The sequence below is a fragment of the Deltaproteobacteria bacterium genome (genome assembly GCA_020848905.1).
Lineage (GTDB): Bacteria > Myxococcota_A > Polyangia.
On record JADLHG010000004.1, the window covers coordinates 409,472 to 427,609 of the forward strand.

The 18,138-nt window shown below is 68.9% G+C and carries 12 protein-coding genes; 7 read left to right on the forward strand and 5 right to left on the reverse strand.

What is annotated here, in order from left to right; translation table 11 throughout:
- Positions 1 to 5 precede the first annotated feature (5 nt).
- The 4 genes from IT371_02470 to IT371_02485 are packed head-to-tail and all read left to right on the forward strand — an operon-like array spanning position 6 to position 3,973.
- Positions 6 to 1,019, forward strand: coding sequence for a DNA integrity scanning protein DisA nucleotide-binding domain protein (locus IT371_02470; protein MCC6746491.1), 1,014 nt, complete (start codon positions 6 to 8; stop codon positions 1,017 to 1,019).
- Between the two features lies 1 nt (position 1,020).
- On the forward strand, positions 1,021 to 2,304 hold the full coding sequence (locus tag IT371_02475) for a histidine--tRNA ligase (GenBank protein MCC6746492.1): 1,284 nt from the start codon (positions 1,021 to 1,023) through the stop codon (positions 2,302 to 2,304).
- A 30-nt stretch (positions 2,305 to 2,334) separates the two neighbouring features.
- Positions 2,335 to 3,339, forward strand: a complete 1,005-nt coding sequence (locus IT371_02480; protein ID MCC6746493.1) for an alpha/beta fold hydrolase — start codon at positions 2,335 to 2,337, stop codon at positions 3,337 to 3,339.
- 4 nt (positions 3,340 to 3,343) lie between these two features.
- Positions 3,344 to 3,973 carry a deoxynucleoside kinase gene (locus IT371_02485; GenBank protein MCC6746494.1) on the forward strand — a complete coding sequence of 210 codons (630 nt, stop codon included), beginning with the start codon at positions 3,344 to 3,346 and terminating at the stop codon, positions 3,971 to 3,973.
- 33 nt (positions 3,974 to 4,006) lie between these two features.
- On the opposite strand, the gene IT371_02490 is transcribed toward IT371_02485, so the two are convergent.
- The 5 genes from IT371_02490 to IT371_02510 are packed head-to-tail and all read right to left on the reverse strand — an operon-like array spanning position 4,007 to position 9,811.
- Positions 4,007 to 4,864: a carbohydrate ABC transporter permease gene (locus tag IT371_02490; protein MCC6746495.1), complete on the reverse strand. Its 858-nt coding sequence runs from the start codon at positions 4,862 to 4,864 to the stop codon at positions 4,007 to 4,009.
- Positions 4,861 to 6,636 (reverse strand): sugar ABC transporter permease, encoded by a 1,776-nt coding sequence (locus IT371_02495; GenBank protein MCC6746496.1) that lies wholly within the window; start codon positions 6,634 to 6,636, stop codon positions 4,861 to 4,863. Before IT371_02495 ends, IT371_02490 begins: the two co-directional genes overlap by 4 nt.
- Positions 6,633 to 7,853: an extracellular solute-binding protein gene (locus tag IT371_02500; protein ID MCC6746497.1), complete on the reverse strand. Its 1,221-nt coding sequence runs from the start codon at positions 7,851 to 7,853 to the stop codon at positions 6,633 to 6,635. Before IT371_02500 ends, IT371_02495 begins: the two co-directional genes overlap by 4 nt.
- Complete coding sequence (gene ugpC / locus IT371_02505; GenBank protein ID MCC6746498.1) at positions 7,835 to 8,944, reverse strand: sn-glycerol-3-phosphate ABC transporter ATP-binding protein UgpC; 1,110 nt, start codon at positions 8,942 to 8,944, stop codon at positions 7,835 to 7,837. The genes IT371_02500 and ugpC overlap by 19 nt, the downstream gene beginning before the upstream one ends.
- Before the next feature lie 48 nt (positions 8,945 to 8,992).
- A complete protein-coding gene (locus tag IT371_02510; GenBank protein ID MCC6746499.1) occupies positions 8,993 to 9,811 on the reverse strand; it encodes a hypothetical protein in 819 nt (272 codons plus the stop codon).
- Between the two features lie 270 nt (positions 9,812 to 10,081).
- Here IT371_02510 and IT371_02515 point away from each other — a divergent pair, with 270 nt between their 5' ends.
- From IT371_02515 to IT371_02525, 3 genes are all read left to right on the forward strand, one after another.
- Positions 10,082 to 10,612: a PAS domain-containing protein gene (locus IT371_02515; protein MCC6746500.1), complete on the forward strand. Its 531-nt coding sequence runs from the start codon at positions 10,082 to 10,084 to the stop codon at positions 10,610 to 10,612.
- A 73-nt stretch (positions 10,613 to 10,685) separates the two neighbouring features.
- Positions 10,686 to 11,876 carry a serine/threonine protein kinase gene (locus IT371_02520; GenBank protein MCC6746501.1) on the forward strand — a complete coding sequence of 397 codons (1,191 nt, stop codon included), beginning with the start codon at positions 10,686 to 10,688 and terminating at the stop codon, positions 11,874 to 11,876.
- A gap of 273 nt (positions 11,877 to 12,149) precedes the next feature.
- Entirely contained in the window at positions 12,150 to 18,089 is a 5,940-nt protein-coding gene (locus IT371_02525) for a tetratricopeptide repeat protein (GenBank protein MCC6746502.1), read from the forward strand.
- The last annotated feature ends 49 nt before the right edge of the window (positions 18,090 to 18,138 follow it).

Sequence of the window (18,138 nt, forward strand, 5' to 3'; positions counted from 1 at the left end):
TGCGCATGGAAATCATCACCCCCATCCAGGTCGAGCTCCTGCGGTCCGCGGCGGCGATGGTTGCGAAGCGCGAGTTCCACCACCTTCTCTACATCGGAGACCTGCCCCTGCCCGAGGAGCTTGTGCGCTCGAAGTCGGTGGCGCGGAAGAAACTCGTGCAGGCCATCACCAGCGAGACCCAGCGGCAGGTCGTGCAGGCGATGGGGGTCGAGACGCTGGCGCTCCCGATCTACGACATCGCCCGGCCCGAGCGCTTCAAGATCGCGCTGGTGAGCGGGATCGCCAAGGGACTGTTCAAGGACGGTGACGTCGTGCTCGGGCTCATCGGTCGCGGGCCGGCGAGCTATCCGGATACGCTGATGCTCGTGACGATCGGGGGGAGCGACGAGCGCGGGAGCGTCGATACCGGGTTCGGCGTGGTGGGAACGGACAGGATCCCGTCGGCGATCCTGGAGTCGCTCATCGACCTGGCGGTGGAGATTGGGCGCGACGGCTGGGAGGGACATCCCATTGGCACCTTGATCGTCGTCGGCGACACGGCGAAGGTGCTCGAGAAGTCGCGACAGCTCACGCTGAACCCCTTCCAGGGCTACTCCGAGGCGGAGAAGAACGTTCTCAACCCCGAGGTGCGCGACGCGGTGAAGAACTTCGCCGTGCTCGACGGCGCTTTCGTCGTGCGCGAGGACGGCGTGGTGCTGGCCGCCGGACGATACCTCAAGTTCGACGAGGGAGCGGACGTGAAGGTTCCGCTCGGGCTGGGGGCGCGGCACATGGCGGCCGCGGGGATCTCCCAGGTGACGAACTCGATCGCGATGGTGGTCTCCGAGACGAGCGGCGTGACCCGCGTCTTCCAGGGCGGGAAGTGCGTGCTCGAGATCCATCCGGAGCAGCGCTCGCGTCGAGCCCCGAACCCGGAGGAGCCTTCCGACGGCGGAGATAAGGACGGGCCGGACGGGCGGGAGGCCAAGGACCCCGTGCCCCGCGATGCGCGCGGGCGCGACGTGCGGCTGAAGAAGTGACATGAAAGACGACTCGGAGCGCCTGCAATCCGTCAAAGGGATGTACGACCTCCTGCCCCCCGACAGTCTGAGGCTGCGGGAGGTGGAGCGCATCGGGCACGAGGTGCTCCGGCGCTACGGGTACGTCGAGGTTCGTACCCCGGTGGTGGAGTACACCACGCTCTTCTCCCGGTCGATCGGTGACGCGACCGACATCGTGGAGAAGGAGATGTATACCTTCACCGACCGCGACGAACGATCGATCACCATGCGGCCCGAGGGGACGGCGGGGGCGGTGCGGGCCTACGTGGAGCACGCGATCCACAAGGCCGACCCGGTGAGTCGCTGGTACTACCTGGGCCCGATGTTTCGCCACGAGCGGTGGCAGCGTGGCCGGTACCGCCAGTTTCACCAGCTCGGTGTCGAGGTCTTCGGGGTCGCGGACCCCGGCGCCGACGCGGAGGTCATGGCGCTGGTGGTCGACCTGGCGCGCGCGTTCGGCCTCGAGGAGCTCGAGCTGAAGGTGAACACCCTCGGGTGCGCCGAATGCCGCCCCGCCTACCGCGCGGGACTCGTGGCCTTTCTGGAGCCGCGCCGCGAGCTGCTCTGCGAGGACTGCCAGCGGCGCTTCGGACACAATCCGCTGCGCGTCCTGGACTGCAAGCAGGAGCGCTGTCGCGCGCTCTCGCTCGAAGCCCCGAGCCCCGTCGAGCACGCGTGTGAAGGGTGCGCCGCCCACTGGCAGGGGGTGCTCGCGGATCTGCGTGCGCTGGAGGTGGCCTGCGAGGTGGACGCCCGTCTGGTGCGTGGGCTCGACTACTACAGCCGCACGACGTTCGAGCTGGTGAGCCACGGTGGGCAGCTCGGCTCGCAGAACACGCTGGCCGGCGGAGGGCGATACGACGGGCTCGTCGGGCAGCTCGGGGGGCCGCCAACCCCGGCGGTGGGCTTCGCCATGGGGCTCGAGCGGCTGCTGCTGGCCCTGCCGGAGGACCGTCCGGCGCTCGCATCGCTCGCGCAAGTGGTCTTCGTTACCCGGGGCGAGCCGGCGCGGCGGGCCGCCCTACCCATGGTCCAGGCCCTGCGCAGCCGCGGGATCGCGGTCGAGCTCGACCACCGCGGGATGAGCGTCAAGAGCCAGATGAAGCGTGCGGACCGTGTCGGGTGTTCGGTGGTGGTGCTGGTCGGAGAGGACGAACTGCAACGCGAGGTGGTGACGGTTCGGCGGATGGCGACCTCCACGCAGGAGGAGGTTCCGGTGGTGGAGCTCGCGGCGCGAATCGATGGGCTCCTGCGAACCTCCTAGCGCCCCCGCGGGCACGAAGTGGCCGTACGCATGATCCGACGCAGACAACGACCGACGATGCAGCGCGTGAAGACGCGCGACGGGTGGGCGCTCGCGCTCTACCGCTACCGGACGCCGTACCGGACCTCGCGCTGGGGTCCGGTGCTGCTGGTGCACGGGCTCGGGGCGAACCGCTTCAACATGGACGCCCCGGTCGACGAGATCAGCCTGGCTCGCTACCTGCACGATCGTGGTCACGACGTGTGGATCGTCGAGCTGCGCGGCGCCGGACGCTCCCGGCCCGCCAACTGGCCGGTGCGTCGCAGGCGGCTCTTCGACTTCGACGATTACGTGCAGAAGGACGTCCCGGCGGTCATCCGGCGCGTGCTGGATAAGTCGGGCTCGCCCCACCTGCACTGGGTTGGCCACAGCATGGGGGGCATGCTGGCCTACGCTGCGATGATTCACTTCGACCATCGGCTGTTCAAGTCGGTGGTGACGATCGGCTCGCCGGCCTTCACGGGAGTCAAGCACCCGCTGGTCGACCAGCTGTACCGGCTCCGACCGTTGCTCAAGGTGGTTCGGTGGTTGCCCTATCGTTCGGTAGGGTATCTGACGGCCGTCTTCCCCGAGATGGCGCTGAGGTCGGTAGGTATTCTGGGCGCGAACGTGGCGAACATGGAGGCCGCGCACCTGCGCCAGTACGGGCCGCGGATCCTGCACGACCTGCCGGCTCCCCTGCTCAAGCAGTTCGCCGAGTGGTATGGAGGGGTAGGGGGCTTCGCCCGGACCGACGGGCTCCTCGGCTACTGGGAGCACCTCGATCGCATCCGCTCTCCTCTGCTCATCATCGCCGGCGGGGGCGACGTTCTCACGCCGGTCAACGACCTCCGCTCGATCTTCGAGTCGGTCGCGTCGACGGACAAGCGGTTCCTGGTCTGCTCGCGCGAACACGGCTTCAGTGTGGACTACGGCCACATCGATCTGGTCCTCGGCACGCGGGCGAGAGAAGAGGTCTACCCTCACGTGGCCGGCTGGATCGAAACTCACGCGTAGCGAGATGCCGAGCGCCGGACGCAAATACCTCGCCGTGGCGGGGAACATGGGGACCGGCAAGAGCTCGCTCGTCAAGTTCCTTTGCTCGCACTACAAGCTCCAGCCCTTCTACGAACCGAACGAGCAGAACCCGTACCTGAAGGACTTCTACGAGGACATGCCCCGGTGGGCCTTCCACAGCCAGGTCTGCTTCCTGGCGGGCAAGCTCCGCATCCACCAGGAGCTGGAGCGGGCGCGGGACCGCACGGCGGTGGTCCTCGATCGCACGATCTACGAGGACGCGGAGATCTTCGCCTACAACCTCTTCAAGACGCGCAAGATGTCCAGGCGCGACTACGGGGTCTACACGGACCTCTACGCGAGCATCGTTCGCGCGCTCAGGCCCCCCGACCTGATGATCTACCTGCGCACCGACCTGCGGACGATCAGCCAGCGCATCAAGCTGCGGGGGCGTCCCGAGGAGCAGTCGGTGCCGCTGGCCTACGTGCGACGCCTGAACCAGCTCTACGAGGAGTGGTTCTCGCGCTACGACAAGTCCCCGGTGCTGATCCTGCAGACCGACAAGCTGGACTACGTGACGGATCTCGTGGACCGCCTGGACCTCCTGCACCGCATCGAGCAGCACCTCGGCTGAGACGGGCAGGGGAGGGCGCGTTCTAGAACGAGGCTACCCTTTCACCCCGCCAGCCGTGAGGCCAGCCACCAGGTAGCGCTGCAGGGCGTAGAAGAGCGCGACCACCGGCGCGGAGACGATGACCGCGCCCGCGGCGAACGACCCCCACTCGACCGAGCCGTGCTCGCCGACGAAACCCTTGATGAGCACGGGGAGGGTGTAGGTCTCCTCGCGATTCAGGAAGGTGGCGGCCATGATGTACTCGTTCCAGGCGGTCATGAAGGAGAAGAGGGCCGTGACGGCGAGGGCCGGGCGCGCCAGCGGCAGGACCACCCGGTAGAAGACCGCGATGCGGCCCGCCCCATCGATGAGCGCGGCCTCCTCGAGCTCCTTGGGGATGGTGTCGAAGTAACCCTTCAGCATCCAGACGCAGAAGGGAAGGGCGGTGGTGGAATAGATCATCACGAGGCCCAGCATGCTGTTGAGGAGCCCGAGCTGGGCCAGGATCACGTACATCGGGATGAGGAGCAGCGTCGCGGGGAACATCTGGACCACGAGGAAGACGAGGAGCCCCAGCGCACGGCCGGGAAAGCGAAAGCGCGAGAAGGCGTAGGCGGCGGTGCAGGCGAAGAAGAGCCCCAAAATCGTGGTGGCGGTCGCTACCACGGCGCTGTTCAGGAGCTGCCGGCCGAAGAGCCAGGTGCCGTCGGTGGCCTTCCGGCCGAGGACCGCGCGGAAGTGGTCGAGCGTGACCTGACGGGGAATCGGATTGATCGTGAGCTCGAACTCTTGGCCGGGGGTCACGGCCTTTCGCACCACGAGCGCGACCGGGAGGAGGGTGAGGCCGATGAAGGCGATGAGAAAGAGGTGGAGCGCGATCCGGCGCGCGGGACGCGGTGCGGTCGGCGTCATGAGGAGCGCTCCTCGGTCACGCGCGAGACGCGATTGGCGAGAAGGGTGAGACCCAGGAGGACCACGAAGATGATGAGGGCGTAGGCGGAGGCGAGACCGTAGCGGTCGCCGCGCTCGAAGGCCCAGCGGTACGCCTCGGTGATGAGGATGTTGGTGGCACCCCCGGGGGCGCCGTTGCTCACGAGATAGATGATGTTGAACATGTTGAAGGTCCAGATCGAACCGATGACGATCGCCGGGAAGAGGGCGGGCTTCAGGAGCGGGAGAGTGATCCGGAAGAGGACCTGGGTCCGGCTCGCTCCGTCGACCGCGGCGGCCTCGTAGACCTCGTGCGGGATGCTCTGGAGGGCGCCGAGCGATACGACCATCATGAACGGAAAGCCGAGCCAGGTATTGGTGGCCACGTTGGCGCAGAAAGCCGTGGTGAAGCTCGAGAACCAGCTCACGTTCTCGACGCCGAGGAAGCCGAGAGCGTGGTTGATGGCCCCGTACTGGTGGTGGAACATGCCCTTCCAGATGAGGGCGGTGATGAAGTTGGGCATGGCCCAGGGGAGGATGAGGAGCGCGCGGTAGACGCCGCGGAAGCGGAGCAGCGGGTCCTTCAAGAGGAGCGCGAGCCCGAGGCCGAGCGTCACGTGCAGGACCACGTTCGCCCCCGTCCAGAGGAAGGTGACTCCGAGGATGAAGTAGAAGTTGAGCGGATGGGAGAGGGGGCGGCCGCCACCGCTCAGGATCTCGGCAAAGTTCTGCAGGCCGACGAAGGTGTAGCGGCCGTGAGCGTGATCGAAGAACCCGAGGGCCAGGCCGTAGCCGAAGGGGACGAAGACGAGCACCAGCATGCCGAGGCCAGCCGGAAGGAGCAGCCCATAAGGGAGGCGATGGCGCTTGAGTGTGGACACCGCGCGGCGCCCGAGGCCGACGAAGGCGAGAGCCAGCACCAGCAGTCCGACGGCGGTGGCGACCCAGAGGGGCCATCGGGGAGCGAGAGCGAGCGAGCTATGGGCGCTCGCTCCGGGGAGCACGGTGGCGAGGAGCCGCCGGTGCCGCGCGAGCTCACCGAGCTGGTGTCCGGCGAGGGAGTGGAGTCGCTCCGCGGCCACCAGGGCGTAGCCCACGAGGCCGACCGCGAGCGGCGCGTAGCGCGCGAGGGGAGAGCGCAGCAGGACGCCCGGGAAGAGGCCGAGGCCGAGGCACCCGAGCAGTGCGACGAGGAGGGGCCACGCTCCGGGCGGAGGGGATGGAGGCGGGGCCGGTGGGGCGAGTTCGACGATCACCGTGGCGCCGTGGGCCTGGACCCCGAGCGAGACCGGCTCGGCGGCCTGGATTCGGAGGGGGCGGCCGGCTTCGTGGAGCAGGGCGAGCTGCGGGCCCGACTGACGGACCTGCGCCGCCAGGTTGAAGAGCGCGCGGTCGAGAGGGTGCTTCGGGTCCAGGGGCTGGCCTGCACGACCGACGTCGTGGTGAGCCAGATAGCGGCGGCTCCGCAGGAAGCGGTACTTCTGCGAGCGAGGTTCGGCGACGACCGTGGCCAGCTCTACGCCCCGCACGCTCCGGCCCAGGCGAGCGACGGCGGCCTGGGCGGCTGTCGGGGATGGTGCGCGCGCCGTCTCGCGGGCGAGCCAACGCGCGGCGGTCCGAGCGGGGAGTTCGGCGATGCGGCGCTCCCCCTCGTTCCTCTGGTGGAGGTACAGCCCCGCGCTGGCGAGGGCGAGGAGCGCGGTGGAGAGGACGCTCGTGGCTGCTGCCCCGCCCCAGGTGCGGCCCATGCTCATCGCTGCACCGACGGGGCGGGTTTCGCGCGCGAGGCGAGGTAGCGGCGGATCTCGGCCTCGGCTTCCTTGAGCGCGGAGAGCGGATCGGCCCCGAGGCCGACGGCCTTCTGGAGCGCGCTGTCGTAGGGGGACCAGACGAGGCGCATCTCGGGAGTGCCGGGCATGACCACCGCGTACTGGAGTTGCTCGCGAAACGCCGTGAGCACCGCATCGCGTGCGATGCGGGGATCGCGCCAGGCGGCGGCGGTGGCCACCGGCTGGCGCGCCTTGAGCGCGCGGATGAGGGCCATCGGGGCGCTCGTGAGAAAGGTCATCGCCGCGAAGGCCGCGTCCTTCTGCCCGCTCCGTGCCGAGAGCATGAGCCCCTCGGCGCCGACGAAGGGGGCGGCTCGCCGCCGCGAGGAGCTGACCGTCGGAAGAGGCACGACGGCGAAGTCCAGCTGAGCGGGCAGCTCGCCGAGCATCCAGGGGCCGGAGATGGCCATCGCCGCCTTGCCGCTGGCGAAGAGAGAGGTGGCAAGGGTCGCCGACGGCTCGGGTGGGACGATCCCCGACGGCCCCCCGAGTCGCCGCGCGAAGACCACTGCGGCGACCGCGCTGGCCGTCGCCACCTGCAGGGACCCTTTGGCGTCGAAGAGCGTCCCGCCGAAGCCGGTTAGCCACGGGGCGTGGAAGTAGAGCTTGGTGTTGTCGTAGACCAGGCCGAAGCGACCCGCCGAGCGGTCGGTGAGGCGGCGGCCGAGGGCCAGGAGCTCGTCGGTCGTCCGGGGCGGGACGGGGACGAGCGTTCGATTGTAGTAGAGGGCGGTGCTCTTGAAGGCCAGCGGAAGGCCGTAGAGGGAGTCGCCGTAGCAGAGCGCGTCGAGGGCCTTGAAGAGGAACTGGTCCGCGTGCGCCTCGGTCATCCAGAAGTCGAGGGGCTCCACGATGCGCGATTCGGCCCAGTCCCCCACGCGGTCGTGGGCGAAGATGAAGAGGTCGGGGCCGTGACCGCGCGGTATGGCCGCGCCGATCTTGTCCGGGAAGGCGTCGTAGGGGACCGCGAGCAGCTCGATCGGGGGGTGTTGCCGGCGCGCTCCGGCGTTCCAGTGGCGGACCGTCTCCTCCAGGGCCGCACGCTCGCCCGCCCGATAGGCGTGCCAGAGCACCAGGGGCTTGGCCGACGCGGTGCCGCCGAAAACCTGCAGGAGGATCGCGGTCAGGATGGCGGCGCGCACGTCCGCAGGCTCCGCCCCGACTGGCTGTCGAAGATGTGCACCGTGGCCGCCGGAATCGCCACGTGCACCTCGTCACCCTCCCGGAGCGGCGAGTGGCCGTCGACTCGGGCCACGAGCGTCCCGCACGGCGTGTCGAGGTGCAGGTAGACCTCGGCGCCGAGCGGTTCGCGCACCGAGATGCGCGCCGGGAGGGCCGCCTCGCCGTTGACGGGTCCGCGCAGCGGGTCGAGATCGGAGGGGCGCACTCCTAGAACGGCCGATCTAGAACGCGAGCTCGCATCCGGCGGAGCGGCCCCCTCGAGCTGCACGTGGACCCCCCGGGCGCGAAAGGCGACCCGGTCGCCGTCGTCGGCCAGCTCGCCGTCGATGAAGTTCATCGCCGGGGTGCCGATGAAGCCGGCCACGAAGCGATTCGCCGGAGCGTCGTAGAGCTCGAGCGGCGTCCCGACCTGCTGCACGATTCCGTCGCGCATGACCACGATCCGATCGGCGAGGGTCATGGCCTCGAGCTGGTCGTGGGTCACGTACACCGAGGTGGTTCGGAGCTGGGCGTGCAGGCGGGCAAGCTCGACACGCATCTGCGAGCGCAGCTTCGCGTCGAGGTTCGAGAGCGGTTCGTCGAAGAGGAAGACCGACGGTCGGCGCACGATGGCGCGCCCCATGGCCACGCGCTGGCGCTGTCCGCCGCTGAGCTCCCGAGGTTTTCGCTCGAGCAGCATCTCGATGCCGAGAGTCTGCGCCACCGCCTCCACGCGCCCCCGGCGGTCGGTGGGATCGACGCCGCGGAGCTTCAGCGCGAACTCCATGTTCTGGCGCACGGTCATGTGGGGATAGAGCGCGTAGCTCTGAAAGACCATGGCGATGTCGCGGTCCTTCGGCGCGACGTCGTTCACGCGGCGGTCCCCGATGCGAATCTCTCCCCCGCTGACCGACTCGAGTCCCGCGATCATGCGCAGGGTGGTGGACTTGCCGCAGCCCGAGGGGCCGACGAGCACGAGCATCTCGCCGTCGGCGATCTCGAGCGAAATGCCGCGCACGACCTCGGTGCGGCCAAAGTTCTTCGTGACCTGGTGGAGGGATACTGACGCCATGGTGCGCCGCAGGGAGCCTCGTGGCGCCCGGAACAGAGCGGGCTCGTGCTAGCGGCCCGGGTAGACCATGTGGATGGTAGCCTTCTGGCCGTCTCCGCTCGCCGTGCACGTGAAACCGGCGAGCTCCTTGAACTGGGTCTGCTTCTCGTCGTCGCCCCCCTTCGCCGGCGAGGCCAGGATGTCGATGGCGTGGGGGTCGCAGTCGTGGTCGTTTCCACCGCCGAAGCGGTGTTGCCCCGGGTACTCGTTTACCTTGCGTGCCAGCACGCTGTCCGTCTCGGCGTACCCCTCGTTCGATTGCACGACGGCCTGGAAGCCCCACGACTTGTCGGGCGTGCCGAGGTCGGACTTGGCGACGAGGGCCACGATCTCCTTGCCGGCGACGCTCGTTCGCCTGGGCACCACGACGGCGCCGAGCATCTTGGTGGCCTTCGTCTTCACCTCGGCGAGGATCTTGGCGCGGGGCTGGGGACTGAGGAAGACCACCTTGTCCCAACCTTCGCCCTTGGCGAACTTCACGTTGATGCCGGGGAGCGTGGCGAGAAAGCCCCCCTTCTTGGTGTCGACGTAGACCTGGATCATCTGCAGCGAAAAGCCGTTGCCCCCCCAGCTCTTGCTGTTCCAGGGGTCGTCGATCTTGGTGGCGAGCCGCGCGCGGAACTCGAGGTCGGCTCCCTTGTCGTGGATCGACAGCTCGAGCAGGTCGAAGGAGCCCGCCTTGTATGCCGCGTCGGTGGGGTAGGAGTACTTGCCCGGGCCCTTGTCGTCGCCCGAGGGATCCTTGAAGACGAGATGCTTGGGGTCGAACGCCTGGGACGTCGCGCAAAGCAGGATCAGGGTGCCGAAAGCGGCCATCCAGCGGCTCATGACGTGCTCCTCCTGAGGGGGCGGTGGACCGCGCACCTCAGGGGCAAGAAGCTTGCCAGGGGGGCGAGTCGCGCATATCTTTGAATTCACAGTCGGGATGCGGGTGAATGGCGCGACTCCGTTGCACATGGCAACGACGGCGCCGAGGCCCGGCCGGAGCGCCCGTTGCCAAAGTCAACGACGGGCGAAGCCCCACTGCAGCGCGGCTCGGCTCGTTGAGAGGAGCCCACGAGAGACGGGACGTGTTAGCTTGATCGTCAAGGGCCAGCCATGAACCTTCCCAAGACACTGCAGCAGCTCGCCGAGGTGATCATCGATAGCTACTTCATCGTCGACACCGACCGGAACATCGTCGATTTCAACCGCGCGTTTCACGCCATGCTGCCCCGGGCGCTGGCCCGCAACCTCAAGACGAAGAAGTGCTACGAGGTGCTGCAGCTCTCGATCTGCAAGGACAAGTGTATCGCGCACGAGTGCTGGAAGACGGGGCGACAGGTGCGGCTCGACGAGATCACCGGCCGCGTGGCTGGAGAAGAGGGCGACCTCCGCTTCATCCTGAGCGGGATTCCGATCCGGAGCGACGAGGGACAGGTCATCGGCGCGATGGAGGTCCAGCGGAACGTGACCGACGAGGCCATCGTCCAGTCGAAGTACCAGCAGCAGGTGGATGCGAGCGCCCGGGAGCTGAAGAAGCTCGAGGAGGAGCTCCAGCGTCGCACGAAGCGCCTGCTCGAGGTGAGCCGGCGCCTGGGCGAGACGCAGCGGGCGCTGCTGCGCGCCAAGACCGACCTCTTCCTCTAGGGTGCCGTGCTCGAGGGCTCCGCTCAGATGACGGCAACATGGTAACCTACCCCCGATGAAAGGCGCTGGCAGCTTGCCCGACGGCTTGCCCGAGACCTTCCCGGTCGATCCGGTGGACTTCGGGAAATATCAGCTTCTCGGACGCGTCGGCAGCGGCGGGATGGCGGACGTGTACCTGGGGCGCCCGCGCGGACAGCGCCGACTGGTGGCCATCAAGTGCATCAAGCAGGGACTGGGCGGGCAGAAGAGCTTCGTGGACATGTTCATCCGCGAGGGGAAGCTCGCGATCCAGCTCAACCACGACGCGATCGTCAAGACCTACGAGATCGGCCGCATCCACGGGATCTACTTCATCTGCATGGAATACATCCCTGGCGTGGACCTGTCGTTGCTTCTGCGGCGCTGTCGCGGAGGGAGCTCGCGGCGGCTGCCGGTCCCGCATGCGCTGCACGTCGCGCTCCGGATCTGCGAGGGCCTGCACTACGCGCACGAGCTGGCGGATGCCAAGGGACGCTCGCTCAACCTCGTGAATCGAGACGTCAGCCCCTCGAACGTGCGCATCTCTTTCGACGGTGACGTGAAGCTCCTCGACTTCGGCATCGCGAAGGCGGCGTCGGGCCTGAGCAGCGAGATCGGGGTCCTGAAGGGCAAGATCAGCCACATGTCGCCCGAGCAGGTTCGTGGGTTGCCGCTCGATCGACGGTCGGACATCTTCGCCGCGGCCATCGTGCTGCACGAGATGCTCACCGCGGAGAAGCTCTTCCGGGCCGACAGCGAATTCCAGCTGATGGACATGGTGCGCAAGGCGGAGGTGCGGCCTCCCTCGCTCGTGAACCCGCGCGTGTCCCCGGACGTTGACGCGCTGGTGCTCAAGGGGCTCCACAAGGCCCCCGAGGAGCGTTACCAGACGGCAGACGAGATGGCCGGTGCGATCCGCGAGATGCTGGGGCGCTTCAACTTCACTCGGGGCGAGCTTCGAGACCTGGTGCGCGAGCTCTGCTACGAGGAGTGGTCGAAGGAGCAGGAGTCCGTGGAGCCGTACCTCTCCGTCGAGGCGGACCGGCAGAAGCACGAGAAGGTCAACCCGAGCGTCGACGAGGACTACGGCGAGTTCGTGGAGATATCCATCGACGCAGCGACGCTCGAGTCTACGATGGGGGGCGTCGAGAAGCCCGCCCCGAGGACTCCCAAGTGGGTCTGGGGGCTACTCGGGCTGGCGGTGGCGCTCCTCCTCTTTGCGGTCGTCCTGGTGATCCTTCGGTAGGTGAAGCCCTCGGCTCGCGCGCGCGAGAGACGGCGGCGCAATCTCCGAATTGCCTGGACCTCGATATCTCACTACAATGAGGGCGGTTTCGGCGGACCTTGACCCGGCCTACAACTTCTTGCCACGAGCTTCTGTCCGGAGGCGATCGACGCTGCGATGGTGTTACAGACGAGGGATGCCGAAGGGGAAGAGTGGGGAGAGCTAGGGCTCCCGGAGCTTCCCGCAGGCCATGATGCGACGCAGGGTGTGGGCTGGAAGGCGCTCCTTCCCGCCTTGGCGTCCGCCCCCAACCTCACCGACCAGCGGCGGCTCGAACTCGCGGTGGTGTGTCTGGAGGTCCTCGACGACGCCGCCGGCGCGGCCGAACACCTTCGCGCACTGGTCGAGCCGAATGCCCCGCTCGCACTCTGGGCTCTCTACCAGCTCGCCGTCGCGTGTCGCTCCGGGGAGCTCTTCGACCGGTGGCACGCCGAGCAGCTCGACGTAACACCGGAGCGAGAGCGGTCTGGGCTTCTCGCCGACGTCGGGCTCTTCCGCACGCTCACGGGGGACGAGAGTGCCTCGCTCCTCCGGGACGCGGGAGACTGGGCGCACGTTACCGCTGGCGCCCGGCAGGCGCTTCAGCTCCTCCTCGCCGCCGAGGGGCGGTGGGAAGACCTGGTGCGGGTCATGGGAGAGGACGGTCCCGCGGCGCAGCTCGCGAGGGCACACCTCGTCGGAGACCGACTCGATCGAGCGGCCGAGCGGGAGCAGCTTCTCGGAGCCCTCGCCGGCGTGGCGCCGCTGTTCGTGGGAGACGCGCTGCTCGAGGCGGCGTTTGCCCGCGGAGACGACGCTGCGGCCGCCCCGGCCCTGCGGCTCCGGCAGGAGGCGCTCGCCGCGCACAAGGATCTGCTGGCGCAGGCCGCTGCCACCGACCTGCTCTGCCACGTCGGCCGATCGCCAGGTCAGGTGGACCACCTTCGCCTCTCGAGCACGCTCGCTGCGGCGGCCTGGCACCACCTCCTGTGGATCGTCGAACGGCGAGGCCACTCGTCGCAGCGTACGGAGCTGGCGCGCCTCTACCTGCGGGAGGTGCCGCGGTGTGCGCGCCCCCTCGCGGATGTGCTGCGGCTGCGCGCGGCGGAGCTCTTCATGGCCGGCGACGCGTGGGCGGAGGCGCTGGAGGCGCTGCCCCAAGGGGGCGAGAGCGACGTCTACGCCCAGCTGGCGCAGCTCTACCGCACCATCTGCCTGGTTCGCCTCGGGCAGTGGGCCGAGCTGGCTCTGCTCGTGGTGGCGGCCTCGGCCGGTCAGCCACCGGAGGACCGCCGTCTGCTGTTGAAGCTCGCACTCCTGCTGGCCAGCAAGGATCCGCGGCAGGCGCAGCGCGTCCTGCGTCGCTTCGAGAGCGAGCTCCCGCAGATGGAGTCGCCGCTGGTGGTGGAAATCGGTGGGTTGCTGCTGGCCATTCACCGACAGCGAGGCGACAAGCAGGCCGCCGCGCGCATCTGGGGCTTGCTCGCCGACCGGGCAACGACGGTGGAGGAGCGGGCCTTCTTCGCCTTCGCTTCGGGGGTCGCGCTCCTCGAAGCGGGCAAGCGAGACACCGCGCTGCTGGCGCTGGAGCTCGCGCGCCGGAGCGACGGGGAGACGCCGGAAGTTCTCACGGCGCTGGCGATCGCGCGGACTCGCAATCGCGAGTGGGACCACGCCCTGACTGCGCTAGAGGCGGTGGCGCAGCGGCTTGCCGCCGACGACCAGCGCGAGCTGCTCCGCCGGGTGGCGCACCTGGCGTGGACGACGGGGGGGCCGCGAAGGGCTCTCGAGCTGCTGCAACGGGTGCTCGGCGATTCCCGCGGCGATCTGGCGAGTCTGAAGGAAGTCGCCGCGCTCCACCTGCGCGTCGGAGAGGTGGACCAGGCGATCCGGCTGTTGACCGAGGCTGCAGCCACGACCTCAGACCAGTCCGAGGCGGCGGCGCTCCATTGCGCGTGCGGCAAGCTCTACCGCGGACGCTTGAAGGATCCCGCCGCGGCGGAGCAGTCCTATCGCGCGGCGCTGTCCATCAACCCGCTGCACCCAGAGGCCCTGAACGGCTTGCGAGACCTGCTGGCGCGCACGGGGCGTCTCGAGGATCTGCCGCCGGTGCTGACCAGCCTGCTCCAGATAGCCGACGCCGACGATCACCGGATGAAGCTGCACCTCGAGCTCTCGTGGTTGCACCGCAAGCAATGGGAGCGCAGCCACCGGGCAGAGGACGCCGAGGCGTGCATCGAGCAGAGCCACCGCGTGCTCGGCATCGACAAGATGAACGAGGACGCGATCCGGAACCTCGCCTACGTGAGCATGAAGCTCGGTCGGTGGGACGAGATCATCCAGCGCCTGAGCCAGCAGTGGGACTCCGATTCGGCGCTCCGGGCGCTCCGCAAGGCGTACGAGGCGACGGGGCGCTGGGCCGAGCTGGCCAAGGTCTGCGAGCGGCTCGCGGAGCGGGCAAGTGACCGTGAGGAGCAGATCGCCGCAGCCATTCAGGCCGGGGACCTGTATCGCGACCGGCTGGGAGATCCCAAGGCGGCGGAGGCGTGCTACCGGCGCGCGTCGGCTGCGGACGGGCGAGATGGCGTCTCGCTTCAGCGGCTCGGCGAGCTCCTGCGAGGAGAAGGGCGTGCGGCGGAGCTTGCGACCGTGCTGCGTCAGCGGCTCGCGTCGGCGGCTCCGGCGGAGCGCGCCGCGGTGCACCTGGAGCTCGGGCGCCTCTCGGCCGGGCCTCTTGGCCGCGCGCGGCAGGCCATCGAGCATTTCGAGGCGGTCGTGGAGCAGGACCCCGGCCACCTCGAGGCACTGCGCGCTCTGGACCCTCTCTTCGAGCGAGAGGGGCGTCCCGCGGATCGCGCCCGGGTACTCGAGCGGCTGCTGCAGCTGGCCGAGGGGAGCGGGGATGCGCTTCCGATTCTGCTCAAGCTCGGTGACCTGTACGGCCAGCTCCAGGACGAGCGGTCCGTATTGCGCGTGGCGGCGCGCCTGCAGGCTCTCTTTCCGGAGGACGAGACGGCGCTCCAGTTCGCCGAGCAGGTCTACGAATCGCAGCAGCGCTACGGCGACCTCTGCGAGCTCTTCGATCGGCGCATCCGGGCGCTGGAGAAGCAGGAGCAGGGCGCGGACAGGATTGCCGAGTTCCTGGCGCGAAAGGGGGAGCTCGAGCTGGGGCGACTGGGCGCAACGGCCGAGGCGGTCGAGAGCTTTGCGCGGCTCCTCGACCTGCGCCCCGACGACGAGGGGACGCTCGGTAGGCTGGAGGAGCTGCTCGGGCAGATGGGGCACTGGCAGCGCCTCGTCGCCCTCTACGAACGGCACGCGGGGCGCGTAGGCGAGCGTCCGAAGCAGATCGAATACCTGCGTCGCGCGGCGCAGATCGCCCAGCGACAGCTCGGAGACGAGGCGGAGACCGTTCGGCTGTACGAGCGCGTCCACGCGCTGGACCCCTCCGATGCCGTCTCGTTCTCTGTGATGGAGAAGCGGCTCGAGCGGCAGAACGACTACAAGCGCCTCGTGACGCTCCTGCTCGAACGGGCGGAGATGGTCAGCTCGAAGCCCGAGGAGCTGGACTGCATCCTGCGGGCGGCGGCGATCTGCGAGAAGATCCCGAGCATCGAGCAGGCCGTGCGTCTCTACCAGCGGGCGCTCTCCATCAACCCGGCCAGCATGCTGGCCCTCGAGGCTCTCGCGCGGATCTACGAGTCGCTCGAGCGCTGGGAGGACCTGCTGAACGTGACGGGGCGCCAGATCCAGCTCGAGTCGGAGCCCGCGAGACGGGCGCTGCTCTACTTCAAGTGCGGCTCGGTGATGGAGACGCAGCACGCCGACGAGAAGGAGGCCTTTCGGTACTACATCGAGGCCGTTAAGACCTCTACCACCTGCTTGCCCGCCCTGCACAGTCTGCGGGATCTCCACGCGCGACACGAGGAGTGGGAGAAGGTCGCCGAGACGCTGGCGATGGAGGCGCGGGTCTGGTCGGATCCGAAGGGGAAGGCCGACGTCCTGGCTCAGCTGGCCGAGATCTATGCCACGCGTCTCGGAGACCGGGCGCGAGCCATGGAGTACTACAAGCAGGCGATCCAGACCCACGCGAAGTGCATGCCTGCGGCGCTCGCTCTCTTCGAGGCCTACGCGAACCAGGGGGACTACGCCGAGGCGACGGTGTGGGGCGAGGTCTACGCCCGGCGCGGCCATCTCCGGGGGAGTCGGTCGCAGCGGGCCGAGTTCTTCGTCCAGTGGGCCGACGTGCTGCGCAAGATGGAGCGGTCCAGCGAGGCCGTCGAGGCGCTGCTGCGTGCGCTCGAGATCCGGCCCGGGCTGCCAGCCGCACTCTTCGGCCTGCTGGCCCTGTGTCGCGAGGCCCCGGACGCGTTCGACTTCGCGGGCGCCTTCACGGAGCTGCTGAAAGACGCCAGCAAGCGCGAGGACTCGCAGGCCAGCGCCATCCTCTCTACGGCAGCCGGCGTCCTCGCGGAGCATCGTCTGGACCTGGACGCCGCCCTCGAGCTTTACGGACGGGCGCTCGAGATCGGAGGGGATCAGGTCCAGATCGTCAGACCGCTCGCCGATCTCTACGTGCAGATCGGGCGGGATGGCGATGCCCTGGCTCTCATGCAGCGGTGCCAGAACGCGGCGGTGGACTTCGCCGAGTGGATCGACGCGACTCTCTGGATCGCCGACTACCACACCTACGTCGAAGGCGACTATCGACGGGCCGCCGAGCTATGTCGAACGGTGCTCGACCGTCAGCCCAATCGCGACGACGTGCGGATCCACCTGGGACGCGTGCTGGTGCTGGCCGGCCAGCCCGTCGAGGCGTTGGCGGAATTCCAGCGGGGCTGCGACCAGCAGGCGGCCAAGGGCACCGACGTGGCGGTTCTCGCCAGGAGCTATCACGCGCTCGGGCTGGCCGCGGCGCGGGCGGGTAGTCACCAAACCGCCGTGTCGAATTGGCGACGAGCCTGCGACCTCGCGCCGAGCTGGCCGTACCCTTACATCGCGCTGGCGCGCCGGGCCTTCCAGGTTTCGGAATTCGTCGACGCGGAACGAGAGCTCCGTCAGGCAGAGCAGGGGATCGAGGAACGCGACGCCGACGTGCTGCGGGCGCAAGCCGAGTTCTACGCGCGTCGCTCGCATCTGGACCGGTCGATCACCATCGTGCGCCGGGCCGTGCGGCTCCACGACCCGCACCTCGATGACCGCGTCAACCTGGCGCGGTACCTGCTCGCCAAGGGGGAGGCGAGCAAGGCGGTGGACGAGCTCCGTGCGACGACAGCCGAGCGCCCCGACTACCTGCCGGCGTACGACCTGCTCGTGGAGGCGTGGCAGGCCGCGGGGCGACCGGAGATGGCGCGGCGCGCTTCGCAGGTGGTGCAGCTGGCGGTGGGCGGAGGGGCCGCGGAGGCGGAGCCAGTGGTACCCGAACGTCCGCTGGGCGAGCCCGGCTGGGAGCGAATCACTGCGGAGCTGGCGAACTCCCCGCTCGATGCACTCTGGCAGGGGCTGAGCGCCGAGTTCGAGCGGCGATATCGGCCCGAGCTCCCGCCCCCCGGGGTCGCCGTGCGCCCGCCGCTGGCTCTGAGCTGCCGACACCTCGGGGGGGTCTTCGGACTCGAAGTGGACCTCGCGGTTTCGGCGGAGCCCACGCCGCTCGTGCGCTCCGTAGGGCGGACGCTGGTGGTCTCGCAGCTTGCGGACAGCATGACGCTCCCCGAGCTCCGCGCGCTCCTGGCGCTGGGCATGACGGCTATGAGGCTCGGGCACGGACCCACGTTCGGGCTCGCTCCCGAGGCGAAGCTCGAGCTCGGACGGGTCGTGGCGTCGATGTTGCTCCCCGAGCACCAGATGCCGCCAGAGGTGCGGGAGCTCTTGAACGCCGTCTCTCGACGCGACCAGAAGCGGTTGTCGCGCATCCTCACGCAGCACCGGGTGGCGCTCTCCGCCATCGACGAGCTGGCACGCAACTGGGTCGCATCCGTCGAATCCGTGTGCGTGAAGATCGCGCTGCTCGTGACCGAGGACCTCCCGTCGCTGGCGAGAGTCCTCGCTCTGCAGCTCGGCGTCGCCCCGAGCTGGGCGGCCGAGGGGGGGCTCCTGCTCGGTGTGCCGGAGCTTCAGTACCTCGTGCAGTATTTCCTCTCGGACACCTTCCACCAGCACAAGTTGGCGGCCTGGTCGACCCAGCCGGGCGGCTGAGGGCGCTCAGGCCGCGGGGCGAGTAGACAACAACATCACGATCTGGCTA